This is a genomic window from Luteibacter sp. Sphag1AF, assembly GCF_014192715.1.
Lineage (GTDB): Bacteria > Pseudomonadota > Gammaproteobacteria > Xanthomonadales > Rhodanobacteraceae > Luteibacter.
This window is the reverse complement of record NZ_JACHYH010000009.1, coordinates 1-24,789: the sequence shown is the minus strand read 5'-3', so window position 1 is coordinate 24,789 and position 24,789 is coordinate 1. Positions and strand designations below refer to the sequence as shown.

Genomic DNA, 24,789 nt, shown 5'->3' with positions numbered 1-24,789 from the left:
TCCCCCCATGACCAAGAAAGGTTCCGAGCGTCTTCGCGAGGAGCTGGAATTCCTGAAAGGTCCGAAGCGCCAGAAGATCATCGCGGCCGTCGCAGAAGCGCGCGCCCACGGCGACCTGAAGGAGAACGCCGAGTACCACGCCGCCCGCGAAGAGCACGGCTTCAACGAAGGCCGCATCAACGAGCTGGAGGCGGCACTGTCCAACTCCGAGATCATCGACACCGAGCGCCTTGGTGCGGGTACGCGCATCGTGTTCGGCGCTATCGTGGATCTGGAAGACGAGGACAGTGGGGACAAGGTCACCTACCAGATCGTCGGTGACCTGGAAGCGGACATCAAGAAGTTCCTGATTGCCATTTCCTCACCCATCGCGCGCGCCCTCATCGGCAAGAGCGAAGGCGACAGCTTCGAGTTCAAGGCGCCCAATGGCGTGAAGAACTACGAGATCACGGGTGTGCGTTACACCTGATTGTCGGGTGGAGCAAACGGAAAAGGCCGCGAAAGCGGCCTTTTTTGTGTCTGATGAACGGTGTGGATGATATCTGCGGGAGTGAGCCTGCTCATGACGGGGCAGTCGCCGTGCATTGGACCCATCCGCCCCCCCACGAATCACGCTCCCGCAGCAAGCACAAAAAAAGGCCGCTTTCGCGGCCTCTTTTCGTAAAGCACGTCGCTGCTAAATTAGCGCTGACGAGCCTTGAAACGCGGGTTGCTCTTGCAGATTACGAACACTTTGCCGCGACGGCGTACGACTTTGCAGTCACGGTGACGCGACTTCGCGGACTTCAAAGAGGAAAGCACCTTCACGGCCAGCTCCTAAAACTACGAACGAGGGAAAACCGGAATTCTAGCGGAGGCATCGGCTTAGCACAAGCCCAATGACGCGCGCGATTCCCGGACGGTTCGGAGAAAGCTCTCCAGAACAGGGGACGTATTGTCCACGCGACTGGCCACCGCAAGCAAGAGGTTTGCGTCAGGGTCGTCCACGGGCACGAAGGCAACGCCCGCCAGATGTACGGCGCGCAACGAGCCGGGCACCAGTGCCAGGCCCAGCCCGGCAGCGACAAGCGGGAGCAGGGAGGTGACCTGCTGGGCTTCCTGACGAATATTCGGGCGGAAGCGTGCCTTGCTGGTCAGTAGCATCAGGCGGTCGTAGAGGGTGGCGGCGAGGCTGCGCGGCTGGGCCACGAAGCGCTCGCCGGCCAGTTCCGACATGCGCAGGCTGGGGCGCTGGGCCAGCCGGTGACCGGCGGGCATGGCTACCACCAGAGGCTCGCGGTCGATGACTTCCACGTTCAGCTGCCGGGCGTTGCCGATGCCCGAAGGCTCCGCACGAAGCAGGCCCACGTCGATCTGTCCGCTCAGGAGGGCATCGTACTGGGGCCCCGTATACATCTCGCCCAGCTGCACGCTGACGCCCGGCGCTGCTTGTGTGAACCGGAGCAACGTTTCCGGAAGGGCGGGATGGAATGATACGGAAACGGAATACGCCAGCCGAAGGTGGCCGGTAAACCCGGCGGCGGCCTCGCTTACGATGGTCCTGGCCGCGTCGGCACGCGAAAGGATTGCCCGGGCCTCAATAAGAAAGATGCGCCCCGGCTCAGTCAGCGCCACCCGACGCTTCGTGCGGTCGAACAGACGCACGCCAAGGTCCGCCTCCAGCGACAGAATCTGCTGGGAAAGCGGTGGCTGGGAGATATGCAGACGCTGGGCGGCCTGAGTGAAGCTCAGGGTATCGGCCACTTCCACGAAATAGCGCAGCTGGCGCAAATCGAACATAGTCGCAAGCCGAATAAGTATCGGTCGAAATATATATTGGATCGTCGTATAGATCGAGGATATTATTCTTCTCGGCCTACCACCAACCCCTCCCCCTGGGTCGGTAGGTCCCTCGCCCCGCATCGACGCTAATCCGCAACATCCGGCTATCCTCCCCCCCGAAGCCGATGTTGACGCGTCCTCTGCGGGGCGACTTTATTTCCGGCGTTTGAGAATCTCGCGCCAAGCCCCCCGAGCACGATAACCGCCGCCCTCCAGGGCAGGTGGGGGCCAGCAAGTCCCCCGGTCTGCTACCGGGGGACTTCGCCAGAAAGCGCCCGATTACGCCGCCAGAGCCGTCCTGAACTCACAGCCCGTGGCCGTGCGGATGGCCGCTTCGTCCACGCCCGGCGCCAGTTCAACCAGCGTGAGTCCATCGCGATCAACGTCGAAGACGCACAGTTCGGTAATGATGCGGTTGACCACGCCCTTGCCCGTAAGCGGCAGGGTGCATTCGGTCAGGATCTTGTGCGAGCCGTCTTTGGCCGTGTGCTCCATGACCACGACCACGCGCTTCACGCCGGCTACAAGGTCCATGGCGCCGCCCATGCCCTTGACCATCTTGCCGGGCACCATCCAGTTGGCGATATCACCTTCGCAGGTGACCTGCATGGCGCCGAGGATGGAGATGTCGATATGTCCGCCACGAATCATGGCGAACGAGTCGGCGCTGCTGAAGAACGACGCGCCAGCGCGCGCGGTGACCGTCTGCTTGCCGGCGTTGATCAGGTCGGCATCCACTTCGTCCTCCGTGGGGAAGGGGCCAATACCCAGCAGGCCATTTTCCGACTGAAGCCAGACATCCACGCCCTCAGGCAGGTGGTTGGCCACCAGGGTGGGCAGGCCGATGCCTAAGTTGACGTAATCGCCATCGGAGAGTTCAAGGGCGGCGCGCTGCGCCATCTGTTCACGGGTCCAGGCCATGGTGTTCGTATCCTTCAGTGGGTCAGGCGCGCACGGTGCGCTGTTCGATGCGCTTGCTCGGGTTCGGGTTGTGGACGATGCGGTCCACATAGATGCCCGGCGTATGCACCTGGTCAGGATCGAGTTCGCCTATCTCCACCATGATTTCCACTTCCGCGATGCACACCTTGCCCGCCGTGGCGGCCATGGGGTTGAAGTTGCGGGCCGTCTTGCGGAACACCAGGTTGCCCGACGGGTCGGCCTTCCACGCCTTGACGAGTGCGACGTCGGCCCGGATGGAGTGTTCCATCACGTACATGTGGCCGTCGAATTCGCGCGTTTCCTTGCCCTCGGCCACCTGCGTGCCATAGCCGGTGCGGGTGAAGAACGCGGGGATGCCCGCGCCGCCTGCACGGAGCTTTTCCGCCAGCGTGCCCTGGGGCGTGAATTCCACTTCCAACTCGCCGGCGAGGTACTGGCGCTCGAATTCCTTGTTTTCGCCGACGTAGGACGACACCATTTTGCGAATCTGGCGAGTTTCCAGCAGCAGGCCCAGGCCCGCGCCGTCGATGCCCGCGTTGTTCGACACAGCGGTCAGTTCGCGTACGCCCGAGTCGCGCAACGCCTCGATCAGCAGTTCCGGAATGCCGCACAGGCCGAAGCCGCCCACGGCGATGGTCTGGCCGTCGGCAACAAGGCCCGCCAGTGCTTCGTGTGCAGACGGGTAGCGCTTGTCCCGTGCATTCTTCTTTACGTCGTTCGATGCCATCTGTAGTTCCTTGGAGTCCGGCGTCTGTTCACCGCCCATCATAGCCGAGGGTATTGCCTGACCTTCTGTGCGGTGCAGCGTGACCCCGGTGGAAGGAAGGGCTTCAACCCGCGTCGACAACAGGCGGCTCATACTGGCCGCCGCACTTATTCGCACGCATCCCAGGGAGTCACCCTCGTGAGCAAGCAGAAGATCGGCGTCATCGGCATGGCCGTCATGGGTCGGAACCTGGCCTGGAACATTGAGAGCCGCGGCCACGCGGTATCCATCTTCAATCGCAGCCGTGAAAAGACTGACGAGGTGATGAGCGAAAGTCCCGGCAAGAAGCTGGTGCCGACCTATTCGCTGGAAGAGTTCGTCGAGTCGCTTGAGAAGCCGCGCCGTATTCTCCTGATGGTGAAGGCGGGCGAGGCCACCGATGCCACCATCGCATCGCTACGCCCCTTGCTGGACAAGGGCGATGTGCTGATCGACGGCGGCAATACCTTCTACAAAGACACGATCCGTCGTGGCGAAGACCTGGCAAAGAGCGGCCTGCACTTCATCGGCACGGGCGTATCCGGTGGTGAAGAGGGCGCCCTGAAGGGCCCGTCGATCATGCCCGGTGGTCCGCGCGACGCCTACGACCTGGTGGCGCCGATACTGACCCAGATTGCGGCAAGGGCGCCCGATGGCGAGCCCTGCGTTGCCTACATGGGCCCCGATGGCGCGGGTCATTACGTCAAAATGGTCCACAACGGCATCGAATACGGCGACATGCAGCTCATCGCCGAGAGCTACGCCGTGCTCAAGCATGTGGTGGGCCTGAGCAACGACGAGCTGGCGGAGGTTTATACCGACTGGAACGAGGGTGAGCTGGACAGCTACCTGATTGAGATCACCGCGAAGATATTCCGTCACAAAGACGGTCATACGGGGAAAGCCCTGGTCGACGCCATCCTTGATCGCGCCGCGCAGAAGGGCACGGGTAAATGGACCAGTCAGAGCGCGCTGGATCTGGGCGTGCCGCTCACGCTGATTACGGAGTCTGTGTTCGCCCGCGTGCTGTCATCCATGAAGGACGAGCGCGTGGCAGCCAGCAAAACCCTGAAAGGACCGGACGTGTCGCCTTTCGAGGGCGACCGCAAGGCCTTCATCGAGTCAGTCCGCCGCGCCCTGTTCATGAGCAAGATCATCTCCTACGCCCAGGGTTTCGCCCAGCTGCTTGCGGCATCCGATGAGAATCATTGGTCGCTGGACTATGGCACCATCGCGAAGATCTTCCGCGCTGGCTGCATCATCCGCGCCGGTTTCCTCCAGAAAATCACCGACGCCTATGCGGCGGATGGCGCCCTCAAGAACCTGCTGCTGGCCCCTTATTTTCGTGACATAGCTCACGAATATCAGGGCGCGTTGCGCGAGGTGGTGACGGCTGCGGTACGCGCAGGTGTGCCTGTTCCGGGCTTTTGTGCGGCCGTGGCGTACTTCGACAGCTACCGCGCAGAGCGGCTTCCGGCCAACCTGATTCAGGCCCAGCGGGACTTTTTCGGCGCCCACACTTTCGAGCGCGTGGACAAGAGCGGAAGTTTCCACGAGGAATGGTCTGACACATTGTAGGAATAATCCCGCTCCCACAAAGTCATACTCCTACAGTAGAGTTGGAAGATCGGTGCGCCGCCTGGGAGGCTAGCGCGCCGCCGACCAACGAGGGAGTACGTTGTTCCATGCCCAGAAGTTCTCTGATCGGCGCTACGGCGCTTGCGGTCGTACTAGCCGGATGCTCGACCCTTCCGCAGCCCCGTGACGATGGTGCTTTGCAGCGCGAAGCCATCGCTGGTACGGAGAAAGCCGCTCCGCGGCCGCAGATTGTCGCCCCGGCGGGGGCTCCGCCGTCCGTGTCGTCGACCCATCTGCCGCCTGAAATCTCGACCGGTACGGGTCAGTTCGTGAAACCGCAGGGCCTGGCGAAGCCGCGCCCGGTGGCTGCCGGCGAGGGAAGTGTCACTTTCAACTTTGAGAATCAGCCGGTCGAGTCGGTGGTCAAGGCCATCCTCGGCGACCTGCTGCATGAGAATTATTCGATCACGCCCGGCGTGCAGGGCAATGTGTCCTTCTCGACGTCCCAGCCCGTGACCGCCGATCAGGCGCTGCCGATCCTCGAAACTCTGCTTTCATGGACCGGCAATGCGCTGGTGCATACCAGTGGCCGCTACGTGGTGATGCCTGCGAAGGATGCTGCGGCCGGCAACCTGGTTCCCAGCCTGGGTGCCGTGGCGCCCGCAGGTGGCTTGCAGGCGCGCCTGTTCCCGCTGCACTACATTTCCGCCACGGAAATGCAGAAGCTGGTGAAGCCGTTTGCCCGTGCCGATGCCGTGCTGCTGGCTGATCCCACCCGCAACGTGATCGTGATGGCTGGCACGCCTGCCGAGCTGGAGAATTACCAGCGTACGGTCAAGACGTTCGACGTTGATTGGTTGCGTGGCATGTCCGTTGGCGTGTTTACGCTTCAGCGCGCCGACGTCAAAGAACTGATGCCCGCGCTGGACAAGATTTTCGGCGACAAGGGCAATACGCCCATGGCCGGCATGCTGCGCTTCATTCCCATCGAGCGTACCAATGCGCTGGTGGTCATCAGCCCGCAGTCTGAATACCTGGAAGAAGTGCGTGGCTGGATCGACCGCATTGACCGTGGCGGCGGCAACGAGCCGCAGCTGTTCGTGTACGACGTGCGCAACGTGCAGGCGTCAGATCTCGCTGAATACCTCAGCGACATCTATGGCGGTGGCTCGGGCGGCAGCTCCGACCGTGGCGGCAAGGTGGCCCCGGGTCTGTCGTCGGGCACGATGAGTGGCGGTTCGGACAGCGACTCGGCCAACCGCGGCGGTTCCGGCCTGGGCAGCACCACAGGCAGCTTCGGCAGCTCGACGGGCAGCTATTCCAGTACGGGCAGCAACAGCCTTGGGTCCACGTCCAACAGCATGAGCAGCGGTAGCCTGGGCTCGTCCGGTAGCAGCCTGGGCAGCAGCGACGATGGCATGGGCGACAGCAACACGTCGCGCCATCGCTCGGGCGGCAGCACCACCGAAGATGGCGTCAGGATCACATCGGTCGATTCCAACAATCAGCTGATGGTGCGTGCGCGACCGGCGCAGTGGGCGGAGATCGAGCAGGCCATCAAGCGCCTCGATGCCGTGCCGTTGCAGGTGCAGATCGAAACGCGAATTCTGGAAGTGGCGCTGACCGGCGAGTTTGAGTTCGGCGTGCAGTGGTACCTGGAAGGCCTGGTCGGCGGCAAGAATGGTTCGGTCGGCCAGCCGGGCAACAAGCAGCAGTGGGCGCTGGGTAACGGCGGCAACACCTTCAATGGCACCGACAGCTTCTTCTACTCGTTCACCAACAACAATCTGGCCGTGGCCGTGCGTGCGGTGGAAACCAGCGGCAACGCGAAGATTCTTTCCGCGCCGTCACTCGTCGTGCTGAACAATCAGAAAGCGCATATCCAGGTCGGCGATCAGATTCCGGTCCAGCAGACCTATGTCAACACCACGGGTAGTACCGACAACACGATCGGCCAGGTGTCGTATCTCAATACCGGCGTGATCCTCAACGTGCGGCCGCGCGTCAATCCGGGCGGCCTGGTGTACCTGAACATCAATCAGGTAGTCAGCGCTCCCGGCGTGAAGGATGCGGGCACCGACAATTACCCGATCAAGCAGCGCGAAGTCAGCACGCAGGTTGCGGTGCAAAGCGGGCAGACGGTGTTGCTGGGTGGCCTTATCAAGCAGGACGAAAGCCAGTCGGATACGGGAATTCCAGGCTTGAACCGCATGCCGATCATTGGCCGCCTGTTCGGAACGACGACGCGCAGCCGCAATCGCACGGAGCTGATTGTGCTGATTACGCCGCGTGTGATTACCAATGGCGAAGAAGCCAAGACGGTGACGGACGAGTACCAGCGCAAGTTTGAATCGCTGCGACCGTTGTTGCCGGCGGCATCGGCGGCGCCGATGAATGGTGGAGTGCAGACGATTCCTGTGCGGCCCTGACGGGCTGTGCGGGAAGGGCTTCAGGCTCCGCTTTCAGCGCGATGCGTTCGCCCAGCTGCCGGGCCTGCCAGGCAGGGCACTCAGGTGTCTTGCCTGGCGGATGAAGCTTGCGCGGGGAATTTCGATAGCCCCCATGCGTAGCAGGTGATCGTTGGTCACCTGCGCATCCAGTAGCGGAAATTCCCACGCCTGAAGCAAGTCGCACAAACCCACCAGCGCCGCTTTCGAGCCGCCAGTGCGAATGCTGAACATGGATTCGCCGCAGAACAGCCGGCCGATGGCCACACCATAAAGGCCACCCACCAGGCCTTCCTCTGACCAGACCTCGACGCTGTGCGCAAACCCGCGCGCGTGCAGATCGTTGTACGCGCGGATCATGTCCTCACCAATCCACGTGCCCGGCTGATCCGCACGCGGCGCAGCGCACGCGCGCATCACGGCACCAAAGGCGCGATCAAAGGTCACCGTCCAGCCATCGCGACGCAGTTGCCTGCGCAGACTGCGACTGACGTGGAGCTGATCGGTGCGAAAGATGCAGCGCGGATCAGGTGACCACCAGAGGATCGGTTCATCGTCGTTGAACCAGGGAAACACGCCCTGCGAATACGCCGCGACCAGTCGCTCCACCGACAGGTCGCCACCAAACGCGAGCAAGCCGTTAGGCTCGGCCAGCGCGCTGGTCGGGTCGGGGAAGACGTTCGGGAGGGCAGGGTGCAGGCGCGGTAGCTGGATCATCGTTCGGCATAGGGCGAATGCTGCATCAGTTCGTCACGATACGCTTCTTTCGCCGCCGCCTCATGCAGCAGCGCGTCGCGTACCGCCCGTCGAAAACCTTCGTGTGCAATGTAATGCCTGGAGTGGGTCTGTGTGGGCAGGAAGCCGCGCGCCAGCTTGTGCTCACCCTGCGCTCCGGGCTCAAAACGCGCGATGCCCTCGCGGATGCAGTAGTCGATGCCCTGGTAATAGCAAAGCTCGAAATGCAGCCCCGACACATCCACGCTGGCGCCCCAGTAACGCCCATACAGCGCGTCGCCACCACGCAGAAACAGCGCCATCGCGACCATGCGATCACCATGATGCGCCGTAGCCACCTGTACACCCGGGCCCATCGTGCGCCCCAGATACTGGAAGAAGCGCAGCGTCATGGCGGCATGATTGCCCTTCATGTCGAACGTCGATTCGTACAGGGCGTGGATCTGGCGCCATGCATGGTCGTCCAGTTCGTCGCCGCCGTGCATGCCGATGCGCAGGCCTGACGCGAATGCGTGGGTGCGCTCGTGGCGAATGTTCTTCCGCTTCTTTGAGGTCAGCGTTGCAAGAAACCCGGCGAAGTCTGCATAGCCACGGTTGTGCCAGTGGAACTGCCAGTCAGAGCGCGGGAGCCAGCGATCATCGAATGCATCCAGATCGCGCTCGACAAGGAAATTGGCGTGGATGGACGACAGGCCCAGGCGGTCGGCTTCGTCCACCATCGCGGCAGTGAGCTGATTACGCAGCACCTCCGCGTACGGGCTGTCGGGCACCAGGAGGCGCGGCCCGGGTACGGGGGAGTAGGGGGAGGCGACCAGCAGCTTCGGATAATAGTCGCCGCCTGCACGCTCCCATGCGGCCGCCCAGCTCCAGTCGAAAACGAACTCGCCGTGCGAATTGCCCTTCAGGTACATCGGCGCGGCAGCGGCGAGACGGTTGCCTTCATACACGGCGAGGTGATGAGGCTTCCAGCCATAGTCTTCGCGCAGGCAGCCCTTGCTTTCCATGCCGTGCAGGAACGCGTGGGAGACGAACGGATTGCCGTCCGGCACCAGCGCGTTCCAGTCGTCGGCAACGATGGTTCCCAGCCCGTCGAGGAAGCGGATGTCCATGTCGACGGGCCGGGAGGGCCGGTTCAGATCAGGCTCTGCTGATCGAGCCAGCGCTCGGCGTCCAGAGCCGCCATGCAGCCGAAGCCGGCTGACGTCACGGCCTGACGGTAAACATGGTCAGCCACGTCGCCGGCGGCGAACACACCTTCCACCGAGGTCATGGTGGCCATGCCTTCCAGGCCGGAGCGGATCTTGATATAGCCGTCGCGCATGTCCAGCTGGCCTTCGAAGATGCCCGTGGCCGGCGTGTGACCGATGGCCACGAAGAAGCCGGATACATCCAGGTCGCGCTTTTCGTTGGTGTTCACGTCTTTCACGCGCACGCCGTTGACGCCGGAGTCGTCGCCCAGCACTTCGTCGATGGCGTGGTTCCACAGCAGCTCGATCTTGCCGGCTTCAGCCTTCGCAAACAGCTTGTCCTGCATGATCTTCTCGGCGCGCAGCTTGTCGCGGCGATGCACCAGATAAACCTTGCGGCAGATGTTCGACAGGTAAAGCGCTTCTTCCACGGCCGTGTTGCCACCGCCGACCACCACCACGTCCTGATCGCGGAAGAAGAAGCCGTCGCAGGTGGCGCAGGCGGACACGCCGCGACCCTTGAACTTTTCTTCCGAGGCGATGCCCAGGTACTTGGCCGTGGCGCCGGTCGTCACGATCAGGGCGTCGGCGGTGTACTCGCCGGCATCACCCTTCAGGCGGAACGGGCGGGTCTGCAGGTCCACGCTGTGAACGTGGTCGAACACCATCTCCGTTTCGAAGCGCTCGGCGTGCTCTGCCATGCGGCGCATCAGTTCAGGACCCTGAACACCTTTTTCGTCGCCCGGCCAGTTGTCCACCTCGGTGGTGGTCATCAGCTGCCCACCCTGGGCCAGGCCGGTGATCATCGTCGGCTTGAGATTGGCGCGTGCCGCATAGACGGCGGCGGTGTAGCCTGCCGGGCCGGAGCCGAGAATGAGCAGGCGGCTGTGCTTGGGGGTGCTCATGTATAATCCTTAAGGTTTACTGGCGGCGTGTTTCAGTTGAACCGCTGGCCTCTTGCGGCAGGAAGTTGAAGCCGTGTCGAGGTATCGCGAGACATTGTCGACCCGGAAGAATGGGGAAGACAGGCGTTCGATTCAAGACATCTGCTTATCACGGTGCCTCCATGCCCACTCATGGGGGCGGTTTTCTCAGTATTTTCAGGATCGTCACGATGCGTATCGGTATCCCCTCCGAAACCAAGACCCTCGAAGGCCGTGTTGCCCTCGTTCCCGCCGCTGCTGCCGACCTCGTCCGTCGCGGCCACGATGTCTTCATCCAGGCTGGCGCCGGCTCCAAGAGCGGTTTCAGCGACGCCGATTACGCCAACGTTGGCGTGAAGGTCGTGGCAGACGCTGCCGCGCTGTACGAGCAGGGCGAGCTGATCGTCAAGGTGAAGGAGCCCATCGAGGGCGACCTGAAGCTGCTCAAGAAGCACCACCTGCTGTTCTGCTACCTGCACCTGGCAGCGGAGCCGGAACTGACCAGATCGCTGCTCGACATCGGCCTGACCGGCGTCGCGTTCGAGTCGGTCGATGAGAACGGCGCCCTGCCGCTGCTGCTGCCGATGTCCGTCATCGCTGGCCGCATTGCCACGCAGATCGGCACCACGCTCCTGCATCAGCCGAACGGCGGCAAGGGCAAGCTGCTGGGCGGCATGGCTTCCACGCCGCGCGGCAAGGTGGTTGTGCTGGGCGCGGGCGCTGCCGGTGGCAACGCTGCTGCGCTGGCCGCTTCGGCCGGTGCCAACGTGGTGGTGTTCGACAAGCGTCCGGATCGCATGGCCGAAATGATGGCCCTGGGTCCCAACGTCACCGCGCTGTACGCCTATGAGTCCTCGGTGGCTGAAGAAGTCCGCAACGCCGACATCGTCGTCGGTGCCGTGCTGATCCCCAGCGCCAAGGCGCCGCGCGTCGTCACTGAAGAGATGGTCAAGACCATGGAGAAGGGCAGCGTGCTCATCGACATCTCCATTGACCAGGGCGGCTGCTTCGAGACCTCGCGTCCCACCACCTGGAAGTCGCCGACGTACGACGTGCACGGCGTGACGCACTTCTGCGTCACCAACATGCCGGGCGCCGTGCCGCAGACCTCCTCGCAGGCCATTTCGGCGGCCATCCTCCCGTACGTGCAGCGTCTGGCTGCCGGCAACGAATGGCGCGACTACGCCCCGCTGGCTGCGGGCATCAACATCGAAGGCGGCAAGCTCGTTCACCCGGCCCTTCAGGGCATGGCATGATGCCCCGTCCGCAGAACGAGGCTGGTTGATACGTGGCGCGCAGCGCGAAGGTCGTCAAGAAACAAAGCAAGGGTGCCGGTCTCAGCGACGAGCTGAAACGGCGCCTGCGCGAAGCCGGGGCGCTGCTGGTATTGCCGCTTGCCCTGTACCTCCTTGTCTGCCTGATCAGCTACAACGATCAGGATCCCAGCTGGGGGCACATGGGCCAGGCCGAGCGCGCCACCAATTTCGGTGGCGCGGTCGGCGCCAACATTGCCAACCTGCTGCGCTACATCTTCGGGCTGGTCTCGTACTGCTTCCCGCTGCTCCTGCTCGCTCTTGGCGTGCAGGTGCTGCGGCATCGCGGTGAGCGCAACGTGGCTCCGTGGGAGCCGTCGCTGCGCCTTATCGGATTCGTGTTCTTCTTCATCACCGGCCCCGCGCTGGTGTATCTGAACCTGCATTTCCCCGTGCTGCCGGAAGGTCCTGGCGGCATCGTGGGCAAGTGGGTGGGCAGCGGCGTGCTGCGGGCGTTCGGTGATACCGGCGCGCCCCTGTTGCTGCTGGCCATTTTTCTTATTGCCGTGACGCTGGCCACCGGCCTGTCCTGGTTCCGCCTGATGGACGTGACCGGGCAGGGCGTGGTGCGTCTTGGCGGCTGGTTCGGCGGCAAGATGCGCAAGGCGCCGGACGTGATGGCAGCGCGCAATGCGCGTGCCGAGCGCGAGGTGGTCAAGAAAGCGGAGGCCGTGAAACAGGCCAGGCGCGAACCCGTGCGCATCGAGACCCCACCGGCCGCGGTGGTGAAAAGCGAGCGCGCGTCGCGCGAAAACCAGATTCCCCTGTTCACCGGCCCGGCAACCGAAGGCGAAGTGCCGCCGCTGTCGCTGCTGGACGAAGCGCCGCCGCAAGGTCCGGGGTACTCGGAAGAAACCCTGGAAGTGCTGTCGCGCCAGGTGGAACTGAAACTCAAGGATTTCCGCATCGAGGCCAAGGTGGTCGGCGTCTATCCCGGCCCGGTCATCACCCGCTTCGAGCTTGAACCCGCGGCGGGTGTGCGCGGCAGCCAGGTGTCCAGCCTCGACAAGGACATCGCGCGCGGCCTTTCCGTGGTCAGCGTGCGCGTGGTGGATGTGATTCCGGGCAAGAACGTCATCGGCCTGGAAATTCCGAACACCCGCAAGCAGATCGTGTATCTGTCCGAAATTCTGCGCTCTGAAAAGTACGACCAGATGAAGTCGCCGCTGGCGCTTGCCCTGGGCAAGGACATCGGCGGCAAGGCGGTTGTCACCGATCTGGCCAAAATGCCCCACCTTCTGGTGGCAGGCACCACCGGCTCGGGCAAGTCCGTGGCGGTGAATGCCATGGTGCTGAGCCTGCTGTACAAGTCCAGCGCCAAAGACGTGCGCATGATCATGATCGACCCGAAGATGCTGGAGCTTTCGGTCTACGAAGGCATCCCGCATCTGCTGGCTCCCGTGGTCACCGACATGAAGGAAGCGGCCAACGCGTTGCGTTGGTGCGTTGCCGAAATGGAGCGCCGCTACAAGCTGATGGCTGCCGTGGGCGTGCGCAACCTTGGCGGCTTCAACAAGAAGGTGCGTGACGCCGAGGCTGCTGGCCAGCCGTTGCTGGACCCGCTGTTCCGCGCCAACCCGGACATGCCGGGCATGGCCGCCGAGCCGCTGGAACCGTTGCCGCACATCGTCATCATCATCGACGAATTCGCCGACATGATGATGATCGTCGGCAAGAAGGTCGAAGAGCTTATCGCACGCCTGGCCCAGAAAGCCCGTGCGGCCGGTGTGCATCTGATCCTGGCCACGCAGCGACCGTCCGTGGACGTCATCACCGGCCTGATCAAGGCGAACATCCCCACGCGCATCGCGTTCCAGGTGTCCTCCAAGATCGACTCACGCACGATCCTCGACCAGTCCGGCGCCGAAGCGCTGCTGGGCCACGGCGACATGCTCTACCTTCCGCCCGGCACGGCCACGCCCGAGCGCGTGCATGGCGCGTTCGTGGACGACCACGAAGTTCACAACGTGGTGGAATGGCTGCGCGCGCAAGGTGCACCCAACTACATCGAGGGTGTGCTGGAAGAAGTGCAGTCCACCTCCGATGGCAAGATCATCAACGACTCCGGCCTGCCGCAGGACGCCGACGGTGACAGCGACAGTGACAACGCGCTGTACGACCGCGCGGTGCGTGTGGTGACAGAAACCCGGCGTGCCTCGATCTCCGGCGTCCAGCGCCACCTGCGCATCGGTTACAACCGTGCTGCGCGACTGGTGGAGCAGATGGAGAACGACGGCATCGTCTCGGCACCCCAGCACAACGGCAACCGCGAAGTTCTCGCGCCCCCGCCTCCGAAGGATTGATCGACCATGCAACCCATTATTCCTGGTGTGCCCCGCAGGCGCCCGTGGAGCCTGCTTGTTTCCGGCGACCTGGAGCCCTCGGGCGAAGTGCTGGAAGAAATCACCACCATCTTCGAGCTCAACCCGGCTATCCCCGGGGTGGAGCTGCGCGGCGACGGCAAGTGGTGCACGGTGGTGCGTGACTACCCCAGCGGCCACACCAGTGGCATCGACGATGCGCTTCAGGTGATCTTTGCCGAGCAGCCGGAAATTGCCGAAGTGCACATCTATGGCAGCGAAGCCCGCGCCGCGCATGTGGCCACCCACGATGCGCCGTTCTGGCATCGCGATGGCAAGGCTATCGCCGACATCAATGCCCAGATGCAGGCGGGCAAAATTTCTCCGGCGGAAGCTATCGACATGCTTAAGGCATTGTTCGAGAGCGACCGCGCATGATCGCGCCGACATCCCACGGAATCCTCACCATGAAACGTCTGGCCCTGACGCTCGCCCTGTCTGTGTGCAGTTTTTCCGCCGTGGCGGCCGGTGCCGCGCGCGAGCGACTGGACACCTTCGCCAAGGGGCTGCACTCGCTGTCCGGCCGTTTCAGCCAGACGCTGTCCTCGCCCAATGGCGATGCAGGCAAGACCAGCACCGGCACGCTGGCGCTGGAAGCGCCGCGCCAGTTCCGCTGGGAAGTGCTCAGCCCGTCGAAGCAGACCATCGTCGCTGATGGCAGCCGCGTGTGGATCTACGATCCGGACCTGGAACAGGTTTCCGTCCGCAAGCAGAGCACCGAGGAATCGCAGAGCCCGCTCACCGTGCTGACCGACATCAGCCAGCTGGATCGCGACTTCAAAGTGGCCGAACAGCCCGCGCGCGATGGTCTGGTGTGGCTGCGCCTGACCTCCACCGGCAAGGACCCGCAGTTCGCCTATGCCGACCTCGGTTTCGACGCCACGGGCCTGGCCCGCATGGAAATTCGCGATCAGCTGGGCAACAGCACGGTCATCCGTTTTGCCGGCTGGCAGCGCAACGCCACCTTGCCCGAAGGCACGTTCACCTTCACGCCTCCCGCAGGCACCGACGTGATCGGCGACGCGCCCGTGCTGATGACCCAGCCGGTCAGGAACTGACCTTCTTCCCGCTTAACAACCCGCGTGCAAGACTGCACGCGGCGGCGGGGTGCCGTACAGGGAGTCAACGGGACGCATGGTTATCGTGTGGGCGATTGTCGGGGCCATCGTGGGTGGCCTTATCGGGCAAGGCTACGAGGGCGCAGCAGCAGGTTTCGCCATCGGCCTTGTATGGGGACGACTCGGCGGCCTGAGCCGCGATCTGGACAACGTACGGCGACAGATTGCCGAACTGCGCACAGCCGCACCCACCATTGTGGTGCCCGCCGAAGCGCCTCCTGTAGCGTGGCCACAGGCGCCCGTTCCATCGCCGCAAGCGCAAGCCGTACCCCCGCCGGTGGTCGTTCCGCCCGTGGTGGATGTGCCGCGTCCGGTGGCTCCGCCCATCCCGGTGTTCTCCCATCCTGCGCAGCCGCCCGTGCCGCCGCCGATGCCGCCGCCGATGCCGCGCGAACCCGCAGGGCCGTCGGTCATCGAGCGAGCGTTTGGCAGCATCAAACGCTGGTTCACCGAAGGCAACGTGCCGGTCAAGATCGGCATGCTCGTGTTGTTCGCAGGCATCGCGGCATCGTTGAAATACGCATCGGATCAGGGGCTGTTCGTGCTGCCCGTGTCGGTGCGGCTTGCAGCCATTGCGCTGGCCGCCATCGGCGGCGTGGCGTTCGCCTGGCGGCATCGCGAAACGCGGCGCAGCTTCTCCCTGTCATTGCAGGGCGGTTCCATAGGCGTACTGCTGATGACCATTTTTTCGGCGTATCACCTCTACGGCATGATTCCGCCGCTGGCCGCTTTCGTGCTGCTGGTGGTGATGGTGGCTGGCATTGGTGTGCTGGCCGTCTTGCAGGATGCCGTGGCGCTGGCCGTGCTGGGGCTGATCGCGGGGTTCGCCACGCCGATTCTCGTGTCCACCGGCAGCGGCAATCATGTGGCGCTGTTCTCTTATTACGCCGTGCTCAACGTCGCCATTCTCGGCATCGCGTGGAAGCGCGCATGGCGCATCCTCAATGTGCTGGGCTTCATCGCCACCTTCGGTGTTGGCACCGCGTGGGGCGTGCTGAAGTACGACTCGTCGCTGTTTGCCAGCACCGAGCCGTTCCTGATCCTCAATTTCCTTTTCTATCTGGCCATCCCGTGGCTGCACGTGCTGCGTTCGCCGCAGCGGAATCGCGCCGTGCTGGATGGTTGCCTGATGTTCGGCAACCCGTTGGTCAGTCTGCTGCTGCAAGGCGCGTTGCTGGATTGGCAGGGCACGCCGCTGGCGCTTTCTGCGCTGGCCGTGGCCGCGATCTACGTCGCCATTGCATGGGTTATTCGCAGCCGCGACGACATGGCCGCATTGCGCGACACGTGGGCGGTACTCGCCGTGGCGTTCGCTACGCTGGCGGTGCCGCTGGCATTGAGCGCCACGGTCACGGCCAGCGTGTTCGCGCTGGAAGGTGCGGGCCTGATCTGGCTGGGCTTCCGTCAGGGACGTCGACTGCCGCTTTGGAGCGGTGTGGGCCTGCAACTGTTTGCGGCCTTGTCGTGGGCGTTCTGGACCGCGTTCCACGGACACGCTTCCACGCCCGTGCTCAACGCGGCCTATGTGGGTGTGGTGCTGCTGGTGCTGGCGGGCGCGACCAGTGCATGGCTGTTTGATCGTCATGGCCGCACATGGTTTGCGCGTGCCGTGTCTGTGCTGATGTATGCGTGGGCGTTGCTGTGGTGGCTGAGCGGCACGCTGTATGAAATCAACTGGTTCACCTTCAGTGCGCTGCATGAAATTCCGCTGGTGTTCGTGCTGTTTGCGGTGACGGCGTGGATGGCAGCGGAGTTCGCCCGCTGCATCACGCAGCCGCTTGCGCGCGGCGTGGTGGACTGGAGCGTGTCCGCGCTGATCGCTGCCAGCATTGTGGCGGTGGGCACCACGTTTACCGCGCTGGTGCAGCCGTTCGCGGGGTGGTGGCTCATGGCCATCGTCGTGGCGGTGATAACCGGATGGCGCACGCTGCGCCTGCGGCCGGCAACGGCATTTGTGGCCGTTGCCAACCACGTGCTCTGGTGGTGGCGCTGGGTCGCGCTGGCGGTGGTGGGTATCGCGCTGGCGTTCTATCGGTCGTACTGGCTGCACGAAGGCTGGCAGTTCGTATTGCCTGCGTTGCCTGTGGTGGCGCTGATGGTGGCAAGCAGTGTGTGGCCGCGTCGCCTCGCGTTGCCGTTGTCCGCCATTGAGCCGCTGACGCGCAGCCTGCTGTTGCTGTCGTCGGGCTTTGTGGTGGCCATCTGCGCGCTGTATGCCCTGTTTATCCAGGGCAGTGCGGGGCCGTTGCCGTTCATGCCGCTGCTCAACCCCATCGAACTGTTCCTCATGGGCGCGTTGTTGCTGCTGGCGCGCGCCATGGGCGACGCGGATGCGCCGCCGCCCGTGCGTGCAGCACGGCCGGCCGTGCTGTGGGCGGCAATGTTTGCCTTCGTCACCAGCGCGACCTTGCGCGCCGTCGCCCAAATGGGCGGTGCGCCGTGGGGCGATGCGATTTTCTCCTCTCATCTGGCGCAGCTGTCGCTGACCGTGGTGTGGAGCGTCATCGGCGTGGTCGCCTGGGTGGTGGGCTCAAAGCGCGGACAGCGTGCGCTGTGGACGGCCGGTGCGGTCACCATGGCCGTGGTCCTCGCCAAACTGCTGCTGGTGGACCGCGCGCAGCTCGGCAACCTGTTCGGTATTGCCTCTTTCATTGCCTATGGCCTGCTGTGCACCGTCATCGGCTATTTCGCGCCGGCGCCACCGCGCCCGGCAGCCAACCTTGATCCGGAGTCGCCCCATGCGTCGTAACCTGCTTGTGTGCTGCATCGGCCTTCTGACCGTCGCCAGCGGTGTGCATGCAGCCGGCACCCCGGGCGACTACGCGTATGCGTATCCGCTGACAGTGGTGCCTGGCGCGCCGGCCTATCTGGTCGATCTGCCCGCCGATGCCTACACGTGGGCGCGTCGCGATGCGTCGCTGGCCGACATCAGCGTGGTGGATGCGGATGGCCGTGACGTGCCTTTTGGCCGCTACACCGATGCGCCGCCGTCGCCCACGCCCGTGGAAGTCAGCGCACGCCTGCTGCCCGTGCCTGCGGTGGCCGATGGCGCACCCGGTGCGCGCATTCAACGCAACGCCAATGGCGACATCGTGATCGACCCGGGCAAAGCCAGCGCGCAGGCAGGTCCGCGCGACTGGCTGCTGGATGCCAAACGGTCCATCACGCTGGACGCACTGGAATTCGCGCCGCAAAGCAGCGATGCCAGCATCACGGTGAACGTGGAAGCCAGCAACGATTTGCAGCACTGGGAACTGCGCGCCGCCGAAGAGCCGGTTATTTCGCTCAAGCGCGGCGATGACTCCGTCGATCAGCGCACCGTGCGCGTGGGCGGCGAGCCTGCCCGCTATTACCGTGTGCATCTGACGCAGGGCGATGCACCGTGGGCCGATGCAGACGCTGCGGCGGCCACGGTGAAGCTGACAGGCCAGTTCCTCGACACCACCACAGCGGCCGATCAGCGTCGTCAGTGGCTGGACGTGCCCACCAGCACGCCCACGCCCCTGGCCACTACGGCGGGCACGACGTACGAATTCCGGCTGAAAGCTGCGTTGCCGGTGGACAGCGTGCGTGTGTCGCTGGGCGACAGTGACAGCGTGGCGCGTTTCGACGTCAGCACCTTTGATGAAGCCAGCGGCGTCGTGCAATCCATGGGCGAAGTGTCCGTCACCCGCGTGGGCGGTGTGGACGCGCGACCGGAACTCAGCTTCCAGGCCGCACGCACGCAGATCATTCGCCTGCGTACGCCCGTGGCGCTACGGCAGCCGCCGAAGCTTTCGGTAGGCTGGACGCCGGATCGCTTCGTGTTTCTGCCGGAGGGCAGGGCACCGTACAAGTTGCTGGTCGGCAGCTACATGGCGCGCCGTGCCAGTTACCCGGTGGATGACGCCATCGCCAGCCTGCGCAGCAGGAATGGCGATAGCTGGACCCCGGCCGAATCGAAGGTCGGCACCCGCGAAGACGCGTCCGGCCCGGCCGCGCTGGAAGCTCCCAAGGTGCCCTATGACTGGACGCGGCCACTGCTGTGGGTGGTGCTGATCGCAGGCGCCGCCCTTGTGGCCGGCATGGCTATCAGCCTGCTGCGCAAGCCCAGGGCGCCCTGAGCGCGCTTGCGGGTACGCCCGTGAAAAGACCGCCTCCGGTGCGCTGCGGGGCGGTCAGGCCGTGATCACGCCAAACCGGCGATAATGGCCGCCTGTTTTGCCGAGCGTGATCCCATGTCGTCCCAGTTTCGCGAACCCGGCCTCTTTGCCGAACCCGAAGCGCTGAAGCCCCTGGCTGAGCGCATGCGTCCGCGTGCGCTCGACGAAATTGTCGGGCAGCCGCGTCTGCTGGAAGAGGGCAAGCCGCTGCGCCGCGCACTGGAAGCGGGCAGGGTACATTCCATGATCCTGTGGGGGCCGCCCGGGTGTGGCAAGACCACGCTCGCGCTACTGGTGGCACGTTACGCCGACGCTGATTTCCGCGCGATCTCCGCCGTGATGTCGGGCTTGCCCGATGTGCGCAAAGCGCTGGCCGAAGCCGAAGGCAATTTCGCGCAAGGCCGGCGCACCGTGTTGTTCGTGGACGAGGTCCATCGCTTCAACAAGGCGCAGCAGGACGCCTTCCTGCCGCACATCGAGCGGGGTGTCATCATCTTCGTGGGCGCCACCACGGAAAACCCGTCGTTTGAATTGAACTCCGCACTTCTTTCGCGCTGCCGTGTGCACGTGCTGGATGCAGTAAGCCCCGACGCCATCGTGGGCGCGCTGCGCCGTGCGTTGAACGATCACGAACGTGGGCTCGGCGAGCTGGTGCTGGACGTCAATGATGCATCGCTGGCGCTGATTGCGTCGGCAGCTGACGGCGATGTGCGCCGCGCACTGACGCTTCTGGAAATCGCCTCCGAACTGGCGGTGGACAACCGCATTGACGAGGCCACCCTGACGCAGGTGCTGGCCGACCGTACGCGTCGTTTCGACAAGAGTGGCGAGCAGTTCTACGACCAGATTTCCGCGCTGCATAAATCGGTGCGCTCGTCCGATCCCGACGCTGCCGTGTACTGGCTGACCCGCATGCTGGACGGCGGTTGCGACCCGCTTTACCTCGCACGTCGCATGACCCGCATGGCGGTGGAAGATGTAGGCCTGGCCGAACCGCGCGCGTGGCGCATGGCGCTGGATGCATGGGACACCTACGAACGACTGGGCAGCCCCGAAGGCGAGCTGGGCCTGGCTCAGCTCGCCATCTGGCTGGCCATTGCCCCGAAAAGCAACGCGGCCTACAAGGCCTACAACCAGGCCAAAGCCACCGTGCGCCAGATGGGTACGCTGGACGTGCCCATGCACCTGCGCAACGCGCCGACGAAACTGATGAAAGGCCTGGGCTACGGCACCGGCTACCAGTACGACCACGACGTGGAAGGCGGCGTCGCCCTCGACCAGCAATGCCTGCCGGACGAACTGGCCGACGTGACGTTCTACGAACCGGTAGAACGCGGCCTTGAATCGAAACTCCGGGAAAAGCTGGACGCACTCCGCGCAGCAAGAAAAGCGGCAAGAACAAACAAATAACCCGCCCCAACGTGCGTCTGTGGGAGTGAGCCTGCTTGCGATGGGTTATTGCGCCGTTCCGAAAGAATCGCTCACAAACCTCAGCTAGCCCAAACGACCCATACCGGCCACCGCCCACCGGGGTAATCTGTCTCCTACAACCCCAGCGAAGAGGCCGGCATCATGCGTATCGTTATCGCAGGTCTGATTGGCGGCATCGTCATCTTCCTCTGGGGTGCTTTCGCGCACATGGCGCTGCCCATTGGCGAATTGTCCATGCGTGGCCCCACCTCCGAAGCCCCGGTGATGGCGGCTCTGAAAACCAGCCTCCCGCAAGAGCCGGGCATCTACGTGCTCCCGTGGTTCGACATGTCCCACCACGACCCAGCGTCCAAAGCCGCCTACCGTGAGCGCGCGCTGGCCAACCCCTACGCCTTCATCGTCTACCAGCCCACGGGCAGGGACGGCATGAACATGGGCGGTGAACTGATTGTTCAATGGTTTGCCGGCACCCTGGCCGCCCTTGTCGTGGCGCTGGGCATGATCTGGTGCACTCCCCGCCGTTCCCGCCGAACATGGCTTGCCGTGGGTTTCGGCGTATTCACCTGGCTGAGCATCAGCGTGCCGTACTGGAACTGGTACCGCTTCCCCGTGGCCTTCACGCTGGGCTCCCTCGTGGAGCAAGTGGTGGGCTGGCTGATTGCCGGCGCCGTCATGTCATGGTGGCTGGGACGGACAGAATTGCGTGCGCGCTTGCCTTCATAGGGCGAATCCGCCACCGTTCCCCTCTCTTTTTTGAAGAAAGCAGCACCGCAATGACCATGGATATGCTCGAAATCGAATTCCGCTTCCGCGATACCGCCGAGCGCGTCTTTGACGCCTGGCTTGATCCGAAAGTGGTTCGCACCTGGTTGTTCGCCACGCCCAAGGGCGAAATGATCGACGTGCAGATCGACCCCCGCAAAGGTGGCCATTACTCCATCACCGAGCGCCGCAAGGGGCAGGACGTGCTGCACACCGGCACGTACCTCCGCCTGCAGCGTCCGGATGTGCTGTGGTTCACGCTGACTGTGCCCTCGATCAGCCCGGACACCGTGACCGTGTCCATCGAGATCGAGCCCTCGGTCGACGGCGGTTGCGTCCTGATGCTGGGCCACGACGTCAAGCGCGAAGACAAAGACGCCATGACCAAGGGCTGGCTGGCGACCCTGCAAGGCCTGCAAAAACAGCTCAGCCGCTGATTCCGACAGGCCCATCGCCGCTTACATTGCGGCAATGGGCCATGCACGGCGATAATCCGAAGTCACGCCTCACCCCGATGGAACCGACCCATGCTGGATCCCGCCCTCCTGCGCGGCCGATTGGCCGAAACGGCAGAACGCCTGCGCACCACCCGGAACTTTGATCTCGACGTCGTCACGATCGAGCGCCTGGAATCCGAGCGCAAGACGCTGTCTACCGAGACCCAGGAGCTGCAGAACCTGCGCAACACCCGTTCCAAGGCCATTGGCATGGCCAAGGGCAAGGGCGAAGACGTCGCTCCGCTGATGGCGGAAGTGGCGGGCATCGGCGACAAGCTGAAAGCCAACGAGCAGGCTCTGGCCGACGTGCAGGCGAAGCTGGCCGACATCTCGCTGGGCCTGCCCAACATCCCCAACGAGGCCGTGCCCGTCGGCAAAGACGAAAACGACAACGTCGAAGTTCTGCGTTGGGGTCACCCGCGCCCGTTCGACTTTGAAGTGAAAGACCATGTGGAACTCGGCGAACGCCACGGCTGGCTGGACGCCGATTCCGGCGCCAAGCTCAGCGGCGCCCGCTTCACCGTGATGCGCGGCCAGCTCGCGCACCTGCATCGTGCGCTGGGCCAGTTCATGCTGAACCTGCACACGCGCGAGCACGGCTACCTGGAATGCAACGTACCGCTGATCGTCAACGCCGACAGCATGCAGGGCACCGGCCAGCTGCCGAAGTTCGAAGAAGACCTCTTCTCCACCCAGGTGGGCGACGCGAAGCGTTACCTCATTCCCACCGCAGAAGTGGCACTGACCAACCTCCTGCGCGACACCATCGTGGAAAGCGGCGAACTGCCCATGCGCCTCACCGCGCAGAGCATGTGCTTCCGCGCCGAAGCCGGCAGCTACGGCCGCGACACCCGCGGCATGATCCGTCAGCACCAGTTTGAAAAAGTGGAAATGGTGCAGATCGCCACGGCCAGCCAAAGCTACGACCAGCTCGAAGAAATGGTCGGCCACGCCGAAGCCGTGCTCAAGGCCCTGAAACTGCCGTACCGCAAGGTGCTGCTGTGCACGGGCGACATGGGCTTCAGCGCAGCCAAAACCTACGACCTGGAAGTGTGGCTGCCCAGCCAGAACACCTACCGCGAAATTTCCTCGTGCAGCAACTGCGAAGACTTCCAGTCCCGCCGCATGCACGCCCGCTGGCGCAACCCAGAAACGGGCAAGCCAGAACTCGTACACACCCTAAACGGCTCCGGCCTCGCCATCGGCCGCACCCTCGTAGCGGTCATGGAGAACTATCAGGACAAAGACGGCAACATCACCGTCCCCGAAGTCCTCCGCCCCTACATGGCAGGCCTCGAAACTATCGCCTGACCGGGTACAATGCCCACCGGGGACGCTGCAATGGCGTCCCCGACAATTTACGGAGAGATGGCCGAGTGGTTTAAGGCAGCAGTCTTGAAAACTGCCGTAGGTGTGAGCCTACCGTGGGTTCGAATCCCACTCTCTCCGCCAGTCCTTGTAAGTATTTGATTTATAATGGTTTTTCTCGAAGCCGAGAGGGGCTCGTCACTCCACATATCGGTCCACAGTGAGCCGATATGCGCATTCCAAATTACCTGCGATTTGCCCCAACTGGGGTGTGGCATTTTCGCCAGCGGTTTCCATCCCAACACGCACGCAAAACGGGTCGGACGGAAGTCACCCGTAGCCTTCATACAAGAGATTTACTGACAGCGCAGAAACGTGCGTTGTGTCTCGTGGAAAGGTATGCTCAAACCCTCACACAGGTTTGGGGACTGAGTGTGGCTAAGGATGGCATTCCAACTGTTTCGGAAATCACTCAACGGAAGACGCGTGACCGGTATCGGGTGATTCGTCGCCCCGATGGAACCGTTGAAATCGAGGCTAATGGTGAAGAGGACCATGGGTTTGCCATGGATGCGCTCGACCGCATCGGGCCGTTAGACCAAGAGTCTTATTATCAAGACTTCATGCGAGCCGCTCAGGTTGCATCGGCCGCTTCATCTTCAACCCCCTCCGCATCAAACATTCCGAGCATTGCTATCGGCAAGGCTGTGGTGCAGTGGTTGGCTGAGATCAAATCCAGCACCAAGACCAAGACCAAGACCTTCAAAATAAAGACCACAGCGGTCGAGGGGTTCGCTCGTCACTATGGCGAGATGAATCCCTTGAAGGATGCTCAGCGCATCGATGTTGGCAACTGGGTCATGGCGCTCAGGTCCAGCAAACTCGAAACTCCAACCATCGTCAACAAGCTCAGCTACCTCAGGGGCTTTTTCGATTGGGCGAAGGCTCGTGGGTACTACCCGGCTTTTGCGAAGGATGAAAACCCCGCAGCCGGCCAGGTCATCTACGGCATGCGTGAGAAACGTCAACGTCGTGCTTTGGGGTTTAAGCCTTTTTCGAAGGAGCAGGTCCAGGCCTTGTATGACACCAAGGCGTTGGAAGGTGGACTGAGTGAATCAGCACGCTGGGGCGCTTGGGTGGGTTTGTATACCGGAGCCCGTGTGGCAGAAGTTGGGCAAGTGACCTTGGCTGACTTCGTGGAAGTGGACGGTATTCCCTGTATCCGCATCACAGATGAAGCCGAGGGGCAATCAGTCAAGTCGGATATCAGTGTTCGAACCATTCCTATCCATCCTGCGCTGGCGAAGCTCGGTCTTCTCAAGCGTGTCGAATCACTGCGCAAAGCAGGTGAGTCACGTCTGTTTCCCAGTGTGAAAACCGATGGGTGTCGACCCCCCGTTAGTTAGTGCCAACCATAACCCGAGGTTGCCGGGTCGTTTTGCTGCCTGAACTCGGCGGGTGTCAGCCCGCCGAGGCTGTC

At 63.4% G+C, this 24,789-nt stretch carries 21 protein-coding genes and 1 tRNA gene; 15 read left to right on the top strand and 7 right to left on the bottom strand.

Annotation, left to right across the window (positions count from 1 at the left end; all coding sequences use genetic code 11):
* The first annotated feature begins 7 nt into the window (after positions 1 to 7).
* Positions 8 to 469 (top strand): transcription elongation factor GreA, encoded by a 462-nt coding sequence (gene greA / locus FHW69_RS16925; protein ID WP_183424370.1) that lies wholly within the window; start codon positions 8 to 10, stop codon positions 467 to 469.
* A gap of 212 nt (positions 470 to 681) precedes the next feature.
* Here greA and ykgO read toward each other — a convergent pair whose 3' ends face one another.
* The 4 genes from ykgO to FHW69_RS16905 form a co-directional block, all read right to left on the bottom strand.
* Entirely contained in the window at positions 682 to 807 is a 126-nt protein-coding gene (gene ykgO, locus FHW69_RS16920; protein ID WP_029213509.1) for a type B 50S ribosomal protein L36, read from the bottom strand.
* A gap of 57 nt (positions 808 to 864) precedes the next feature.
* Positions 865 to 1,779 carry a LysR family transcriptional regulator gene (locus tag FHW69_RS16915; RefSeq protein ID WP_183424284.1) on the bottom strand — a complete coding sequence of 305 codons (915 nt, stop codon included), beginning with the start codon at positions 1,777 to 1,779 and terminating at the stop codon, positions 865 to 867.
* A gap of 321 nt (positions 1,780 to 2,100) precedes the next feature.
* Positions 2,101 to 2,742 carry a 3-oxoacid CoA-transferase subunit B gene (locus tag FHW69_RS16910; protein WP_183424283.1) on the bottom strand — a complete coding sequence of 214 codons (642 nt, stop codon included), beginning with the start codon at positions 2,740 to 2,742 and terminating at the stop codon, positions 2,101 to 2,103.
* 22 nt (positions 2,743 to 2,764) lie between these two features.
* On the bottom strand, positions 2,765 to 3,490 hold the full coding sequence (locus FHW69_RS16905; protein WP_183424282.1) for a CoA transferase subunit A: 726 nt from the start codon (positions 3,488 to 3,490) through the stop codon (positions 2,765 to 2,767).
* Between the two features lie 177 nt (positions 3,491 to 3,667).
* Here FHW69_RS16905 and gndA point away from each other — a divergent pair, with 177 nt between their 5' ends.
* Positions 3,668 to 5,086 (top strand): NADP-dependent phosphogluconate dehydrogenase, encoded by a 1,419-nt coding sequence (gene gndA, locus FHW69_RS16900; protein ID WP_183424281.1) that lies wholly within the window; start codon positions 3,668 to 3,670, stop codon positions 5,084 to 5,086.
* 107 nt (positions 5,087 to 5,193) lie between these two features.
* Complete coding sequence (gspD, locus tag FHW69_RS16895; protein WP_183424280.1) at positions 5,194 to 7,515, top strand: type II secretion system secretin GspD; 2,322 nt, start codon at positions 5,194 to 5,196, stop codon at positions 7,513 to 7,515.
* A 33-nt stretch (positions 7,516 to 7,548) separates the two neighbouring features.
* Here the strand turns inward: gspD and aat are convergent, their stop codons facing one another.
* The 3 genes from aat to trxB are packed head-to-tail and all read right to left on the bottom strand — an operon-like array spanning position 7,549 to position 10,360.
* Positions 7,549 to 8,250 carry a leucyl/phenylalanyl-tRNA--protein transferase gene (gene aat, locus FHW69_RS16890; protein WP_183424279.1) on the bottom strand — a complete coding sequence of 234 codons (702 nt, stop codon included), beginning with the start codon at positions 8,248 to 8,250 and terminating at the stop codon, positions 7,549 to 7,551.
* The gene (locus tag FHW69_RS16885; protein WP_183424278.1) at positions 8,247 to 9,377 is read right to left on the bottom strand and encodes a GNAT family N-acetyltransferase; all 1,131 of its coding nucleotides are present in this window, start codon (positions 9,375 to 9,377) and stop codon (positions 8,247 to 8,249) included. The genes aat and FHW69_RS16885 overlap by 4 nt, the downstream gene beginning before the upstream one ends.
* Before the next feature lie 23 nt (positions 9,378 to 9,400).
* Positions 9,401 to 10,360 carry a thioredoxin-disulfide reductase gene (trxB, locus tag FHW69_RS16880; RefSeq protein WP_183424277.1) on the bottom strand — a complete coding sequence of 320 codons (960 nt, stop codon included), beginning with the start codon at positions 10,358 to 10,360 and terminating at the stop codon, positions 9,401 to 9,403.
* Between the two features lie 209 nt (positions 10,361 to 10,569).
* Here trxB and ald point away from each other — a divergent pair, with 209 nt between their 5' ends.
* The 12 genes from ald (at position 10,570) to FHW69_RS16820 (ending at position 24,715) form a co-directional block, all read left to right on the top strand.
* On the top strand, positions 10,570 to 11,634 hold the full coding sequence (gene ald, locus FHW69_RS16875; protein WP_183424276.1) for an alanine dehydrogenase: 1,065 nt from the start codon (positions 10,570 to 10,572) through the stop codon (positions 11,632 to 11,634).
* 32 nt (positions 11,635 to 11,666) lie between these two features.
* The gene (locus FHW69_RS16870; protein ID WP_183424275.1) at positions 11,667 to 13,994 is read left to right on the top strand and encodes a DNA translocase FtsK; all 2,328 of its coding nucleotides are present in this window, start codon (positions 11,667 to 11,669) and stop codon (positions 13,992 to 13,994) included.
* A gap of 6 nt (positions 13,995 to 14,000) precedes the next feature.
* Positions 14,001 to 14,429: a hypothetical protein gene (locus FHW69_RS16865; RefSeq protein WP_183424274.1), complete on the top strand. Its 429-nt coding sequence runs from the start codon at positions 14,001 to 14,003 to the stop codon at positions 14,427 to 14,429.
* A 29-nt stretch (positions 14,430 to 14,458) separates the two neighbouring features.
* Entirely contained in the window at positions 14,459 to 15,109 is a 651-nt protein-coding gene (gene lolA, locus FHW69_RS16860) for an outer membrane lipoprotein chaperone LolA (protein WP_183424273.1), read from the top strand.
* A gap of 76 nt (positions 15,110 to 15,185) precedes the next feature.
* Positions 15,186 to 17,918, top strand: a complete 2,733-nt coding sequence (locus FHW69_RS16855) for a DUF2339 domain-containing protein (protein ID WP_183424272.1) — start codon at positions 15,186 to 15,188, stop codon at positions 17,916 to 17,918.
* A complete protein-coding gene (locus FHW69_RS16850) occupies positions 17,908 to 19,272 on the top strand; it encodes a DUF3999 family protein (protein ID WP_183424271.1) in 1,365 nt (454 codons plus the stop codon). Before FHW69_RS16855 ends, FHW69_RS16850 begins: the two co-directional genes overlap by 11 nt.
* Positions 19,273 to 19,386: 114 nt before the next feature.
* Positions 19,387 to 20,721 carry a replication-associated recombination protein A gene (locus tag FHW69_RS16845; RefSeq protein ID WP_183424270.1) on the top strand — a complete coding sequence of 445 codons (1,335 nt, stop codon included), beginning with the start codon at positions 19,387 to 19,389 and terminating at the stop codon, positions 20,719 to 20,721.
* A gap of 162 nt (positions 20,722 to 20,883) precedes the next feature.
* Positions 20,884 to 21,465 (top strand): hypothetical protein, encoded by a 582-nt coding sequence (locus FHW69_RS16840; protein ID WP_183424269.1) that lies wholly within the window; start codon positions 20,884 to 20,886, stop codon positions 21,463 to 21,465.
* A gap of 56 nt (positions 21,466 to 21,521) precedes the next feature.
* Complete coding sequence (locus FHW69_RS16835) at positions 21,522 to 21,941, top strand: SRPBCC family protein (protein WP_183424268.1); 420 nt, start codon at positions 21,522 to 21,524, stop codon at positions 21,939 to 21,941.
* Between the two features lie 90 nt (positions 21,942 to 22,031).
* Entirely contained in the window at positions 22,032 to 23,312 is a 1,281-nt protein-coding gene (gene serS / locus FHW69_RS16830; RefSeq protein WP_183424267.1) for a serine--tRNA ligase, read from the top strand.
* 51 nt (positions 23,313 to 23,363) lie between these two features.
* A tRNA-Ser gene (locus FHW69_RS16825) sits at positions 23,364 to 23,453 on the top strand.
* An 86-nt stretch (positions 23,454 to 23,539) separates the two neighbouring features.
* Positions 23,540 to 24,715, top strand: a complete 1,176-nt coding sequence (locus tag FHW69_RS16820; protein ID WP_183424266.1) for a DUF6538 domain-containing protein — start codon at positions 23,540 to 23,542, stop codon at positions 24,713 to 24,715.
* The last annotated feature ends 74 nt before the right edge of the window (positions 24,716 to 24,789 follow it).

Bases quoted from the DNA above. Each gene is read 5' to 3' on its own strand.
- greA (WP_183424370.1), top strand. From the start codon at position 8: ATGACCAAGAAAGGTTCCGAGCGTCTTCGCGAGGAGCTGGAATTCCTG.
- FHW69_RS16915 (WP_183424284.1), bottom strand. From the start codon at position 1,779: ATGTTCGATTTGCGCCAGCTGCGCTATTTCGTGGAAGTGGCCGATACC.
- FHW69_RS16910 (WP_183424283.1), bottom strand. From the start codon at position 2,742: ATGGCCTGGACCCGTGAACAGATGGCGCAGCGCGCCGCCCTTGAACTC.
- FHW69_RS16905 (WP_183424282.1), bottom strand. From the start codon at position 3,490: ATGGCATCGAACGACGTAAAGAAGAATGCACGGGACAAGCGCTACCCG.
- gspD (WP_183424280.1), top strand. From the start codon at position 5,194: ATGCCCAGAAGTTCTCTGATCGGCGCTACGGCGCTTGCGGTCGTACTA.
- aat (WP_183424279.1), bottom strand. From the start codon at position 8,250: ATGATCCAGCTACCGCGCCTGCACCCTGCCCTCCCGAACGTCTTCCCC.
- FHW69_RS16885 (WP_183424278.1), bottom strand. From the start codon at position 9,377: ATGGACATCCGCTTCCTCGACGGGCTGGGAACCATCGTTGCCGACGAC.
- trxB (WP_183424277.1), bottom strand. From the start codon at position 10,360: ATGAGCACCCCCAAGCACAGCCGCCTGCTCATTCTCGGCTCCGGCCCG.
- ald (WP_183424276.1), top strand. From the start codon at position 10,570: ATGCGTATCGGTATCCCCTCCGAAACCAAGACCCTCGAAGGCCGTGTT.
- FHW69_RS16865 (WP_183424274.1), top strand. From the start codon at position 14,001: ATGCAACCCATTATTCCTGGTGTGCCCCGCAGGCGCCCGTGGAGCCTG.
- lolA (WP_183424273.1), top strand. From the start codon at position 14,459: ATGAAACGTCTGGCCCTGACGCTCGCCCTGTCTGTGTGCAGTTTTTCC.
- FHW69_RS16855 (WP_183424272.1), top strand. From the start codon at position 15,186: ATGGTTATCGTGTGGGCGATTGTCGGGGCCATCGTGGGTGGCCTTATC.
- FHW69_RS16850 (WP_183424271.1), top strand. From the start codon at position 17,908: ATGCGTCGTAACCTGCTTGTGTGCTGCATCGGCCTTCTGACCGTCGCC.
- FHW69_RS16845 (WP_183424270.1), top strand. From the start codon at position 19,387: ATGTCGTCCCAGTTTCGCGAACCCGGCCTCTTTGCCGAACCCGAAGCG.
- FHW69_RS16840 (WP_183424269.1), top strand. From the start codon at position 20,884: ATGCGTATCGTTATCGCAGGTCTGATTGGCGGCATCGTCATCTTCCTC.
- FHW69_RS16835 (WP_183424268.1), top strand. From the start codon at position 21,522: ATGGATATGCTCGAAATCGAATTCCGCTTCCGCGATACCGCCGAGCGC.
- serS (WP_183424267.1), top strand. From the start codon at position 22,032: ATGCTGGATCCCGCCCTCCTGCGCGGCCGATTGGCCGAAACGGCAGAA.
- FHW69_RS16820 (WP_183424266.1), top strand. From the start codon at position 23,540: ATGCGCATTCCAAATTACCTGCGATTTGCCCCAACTGGGGTGTGGCAT.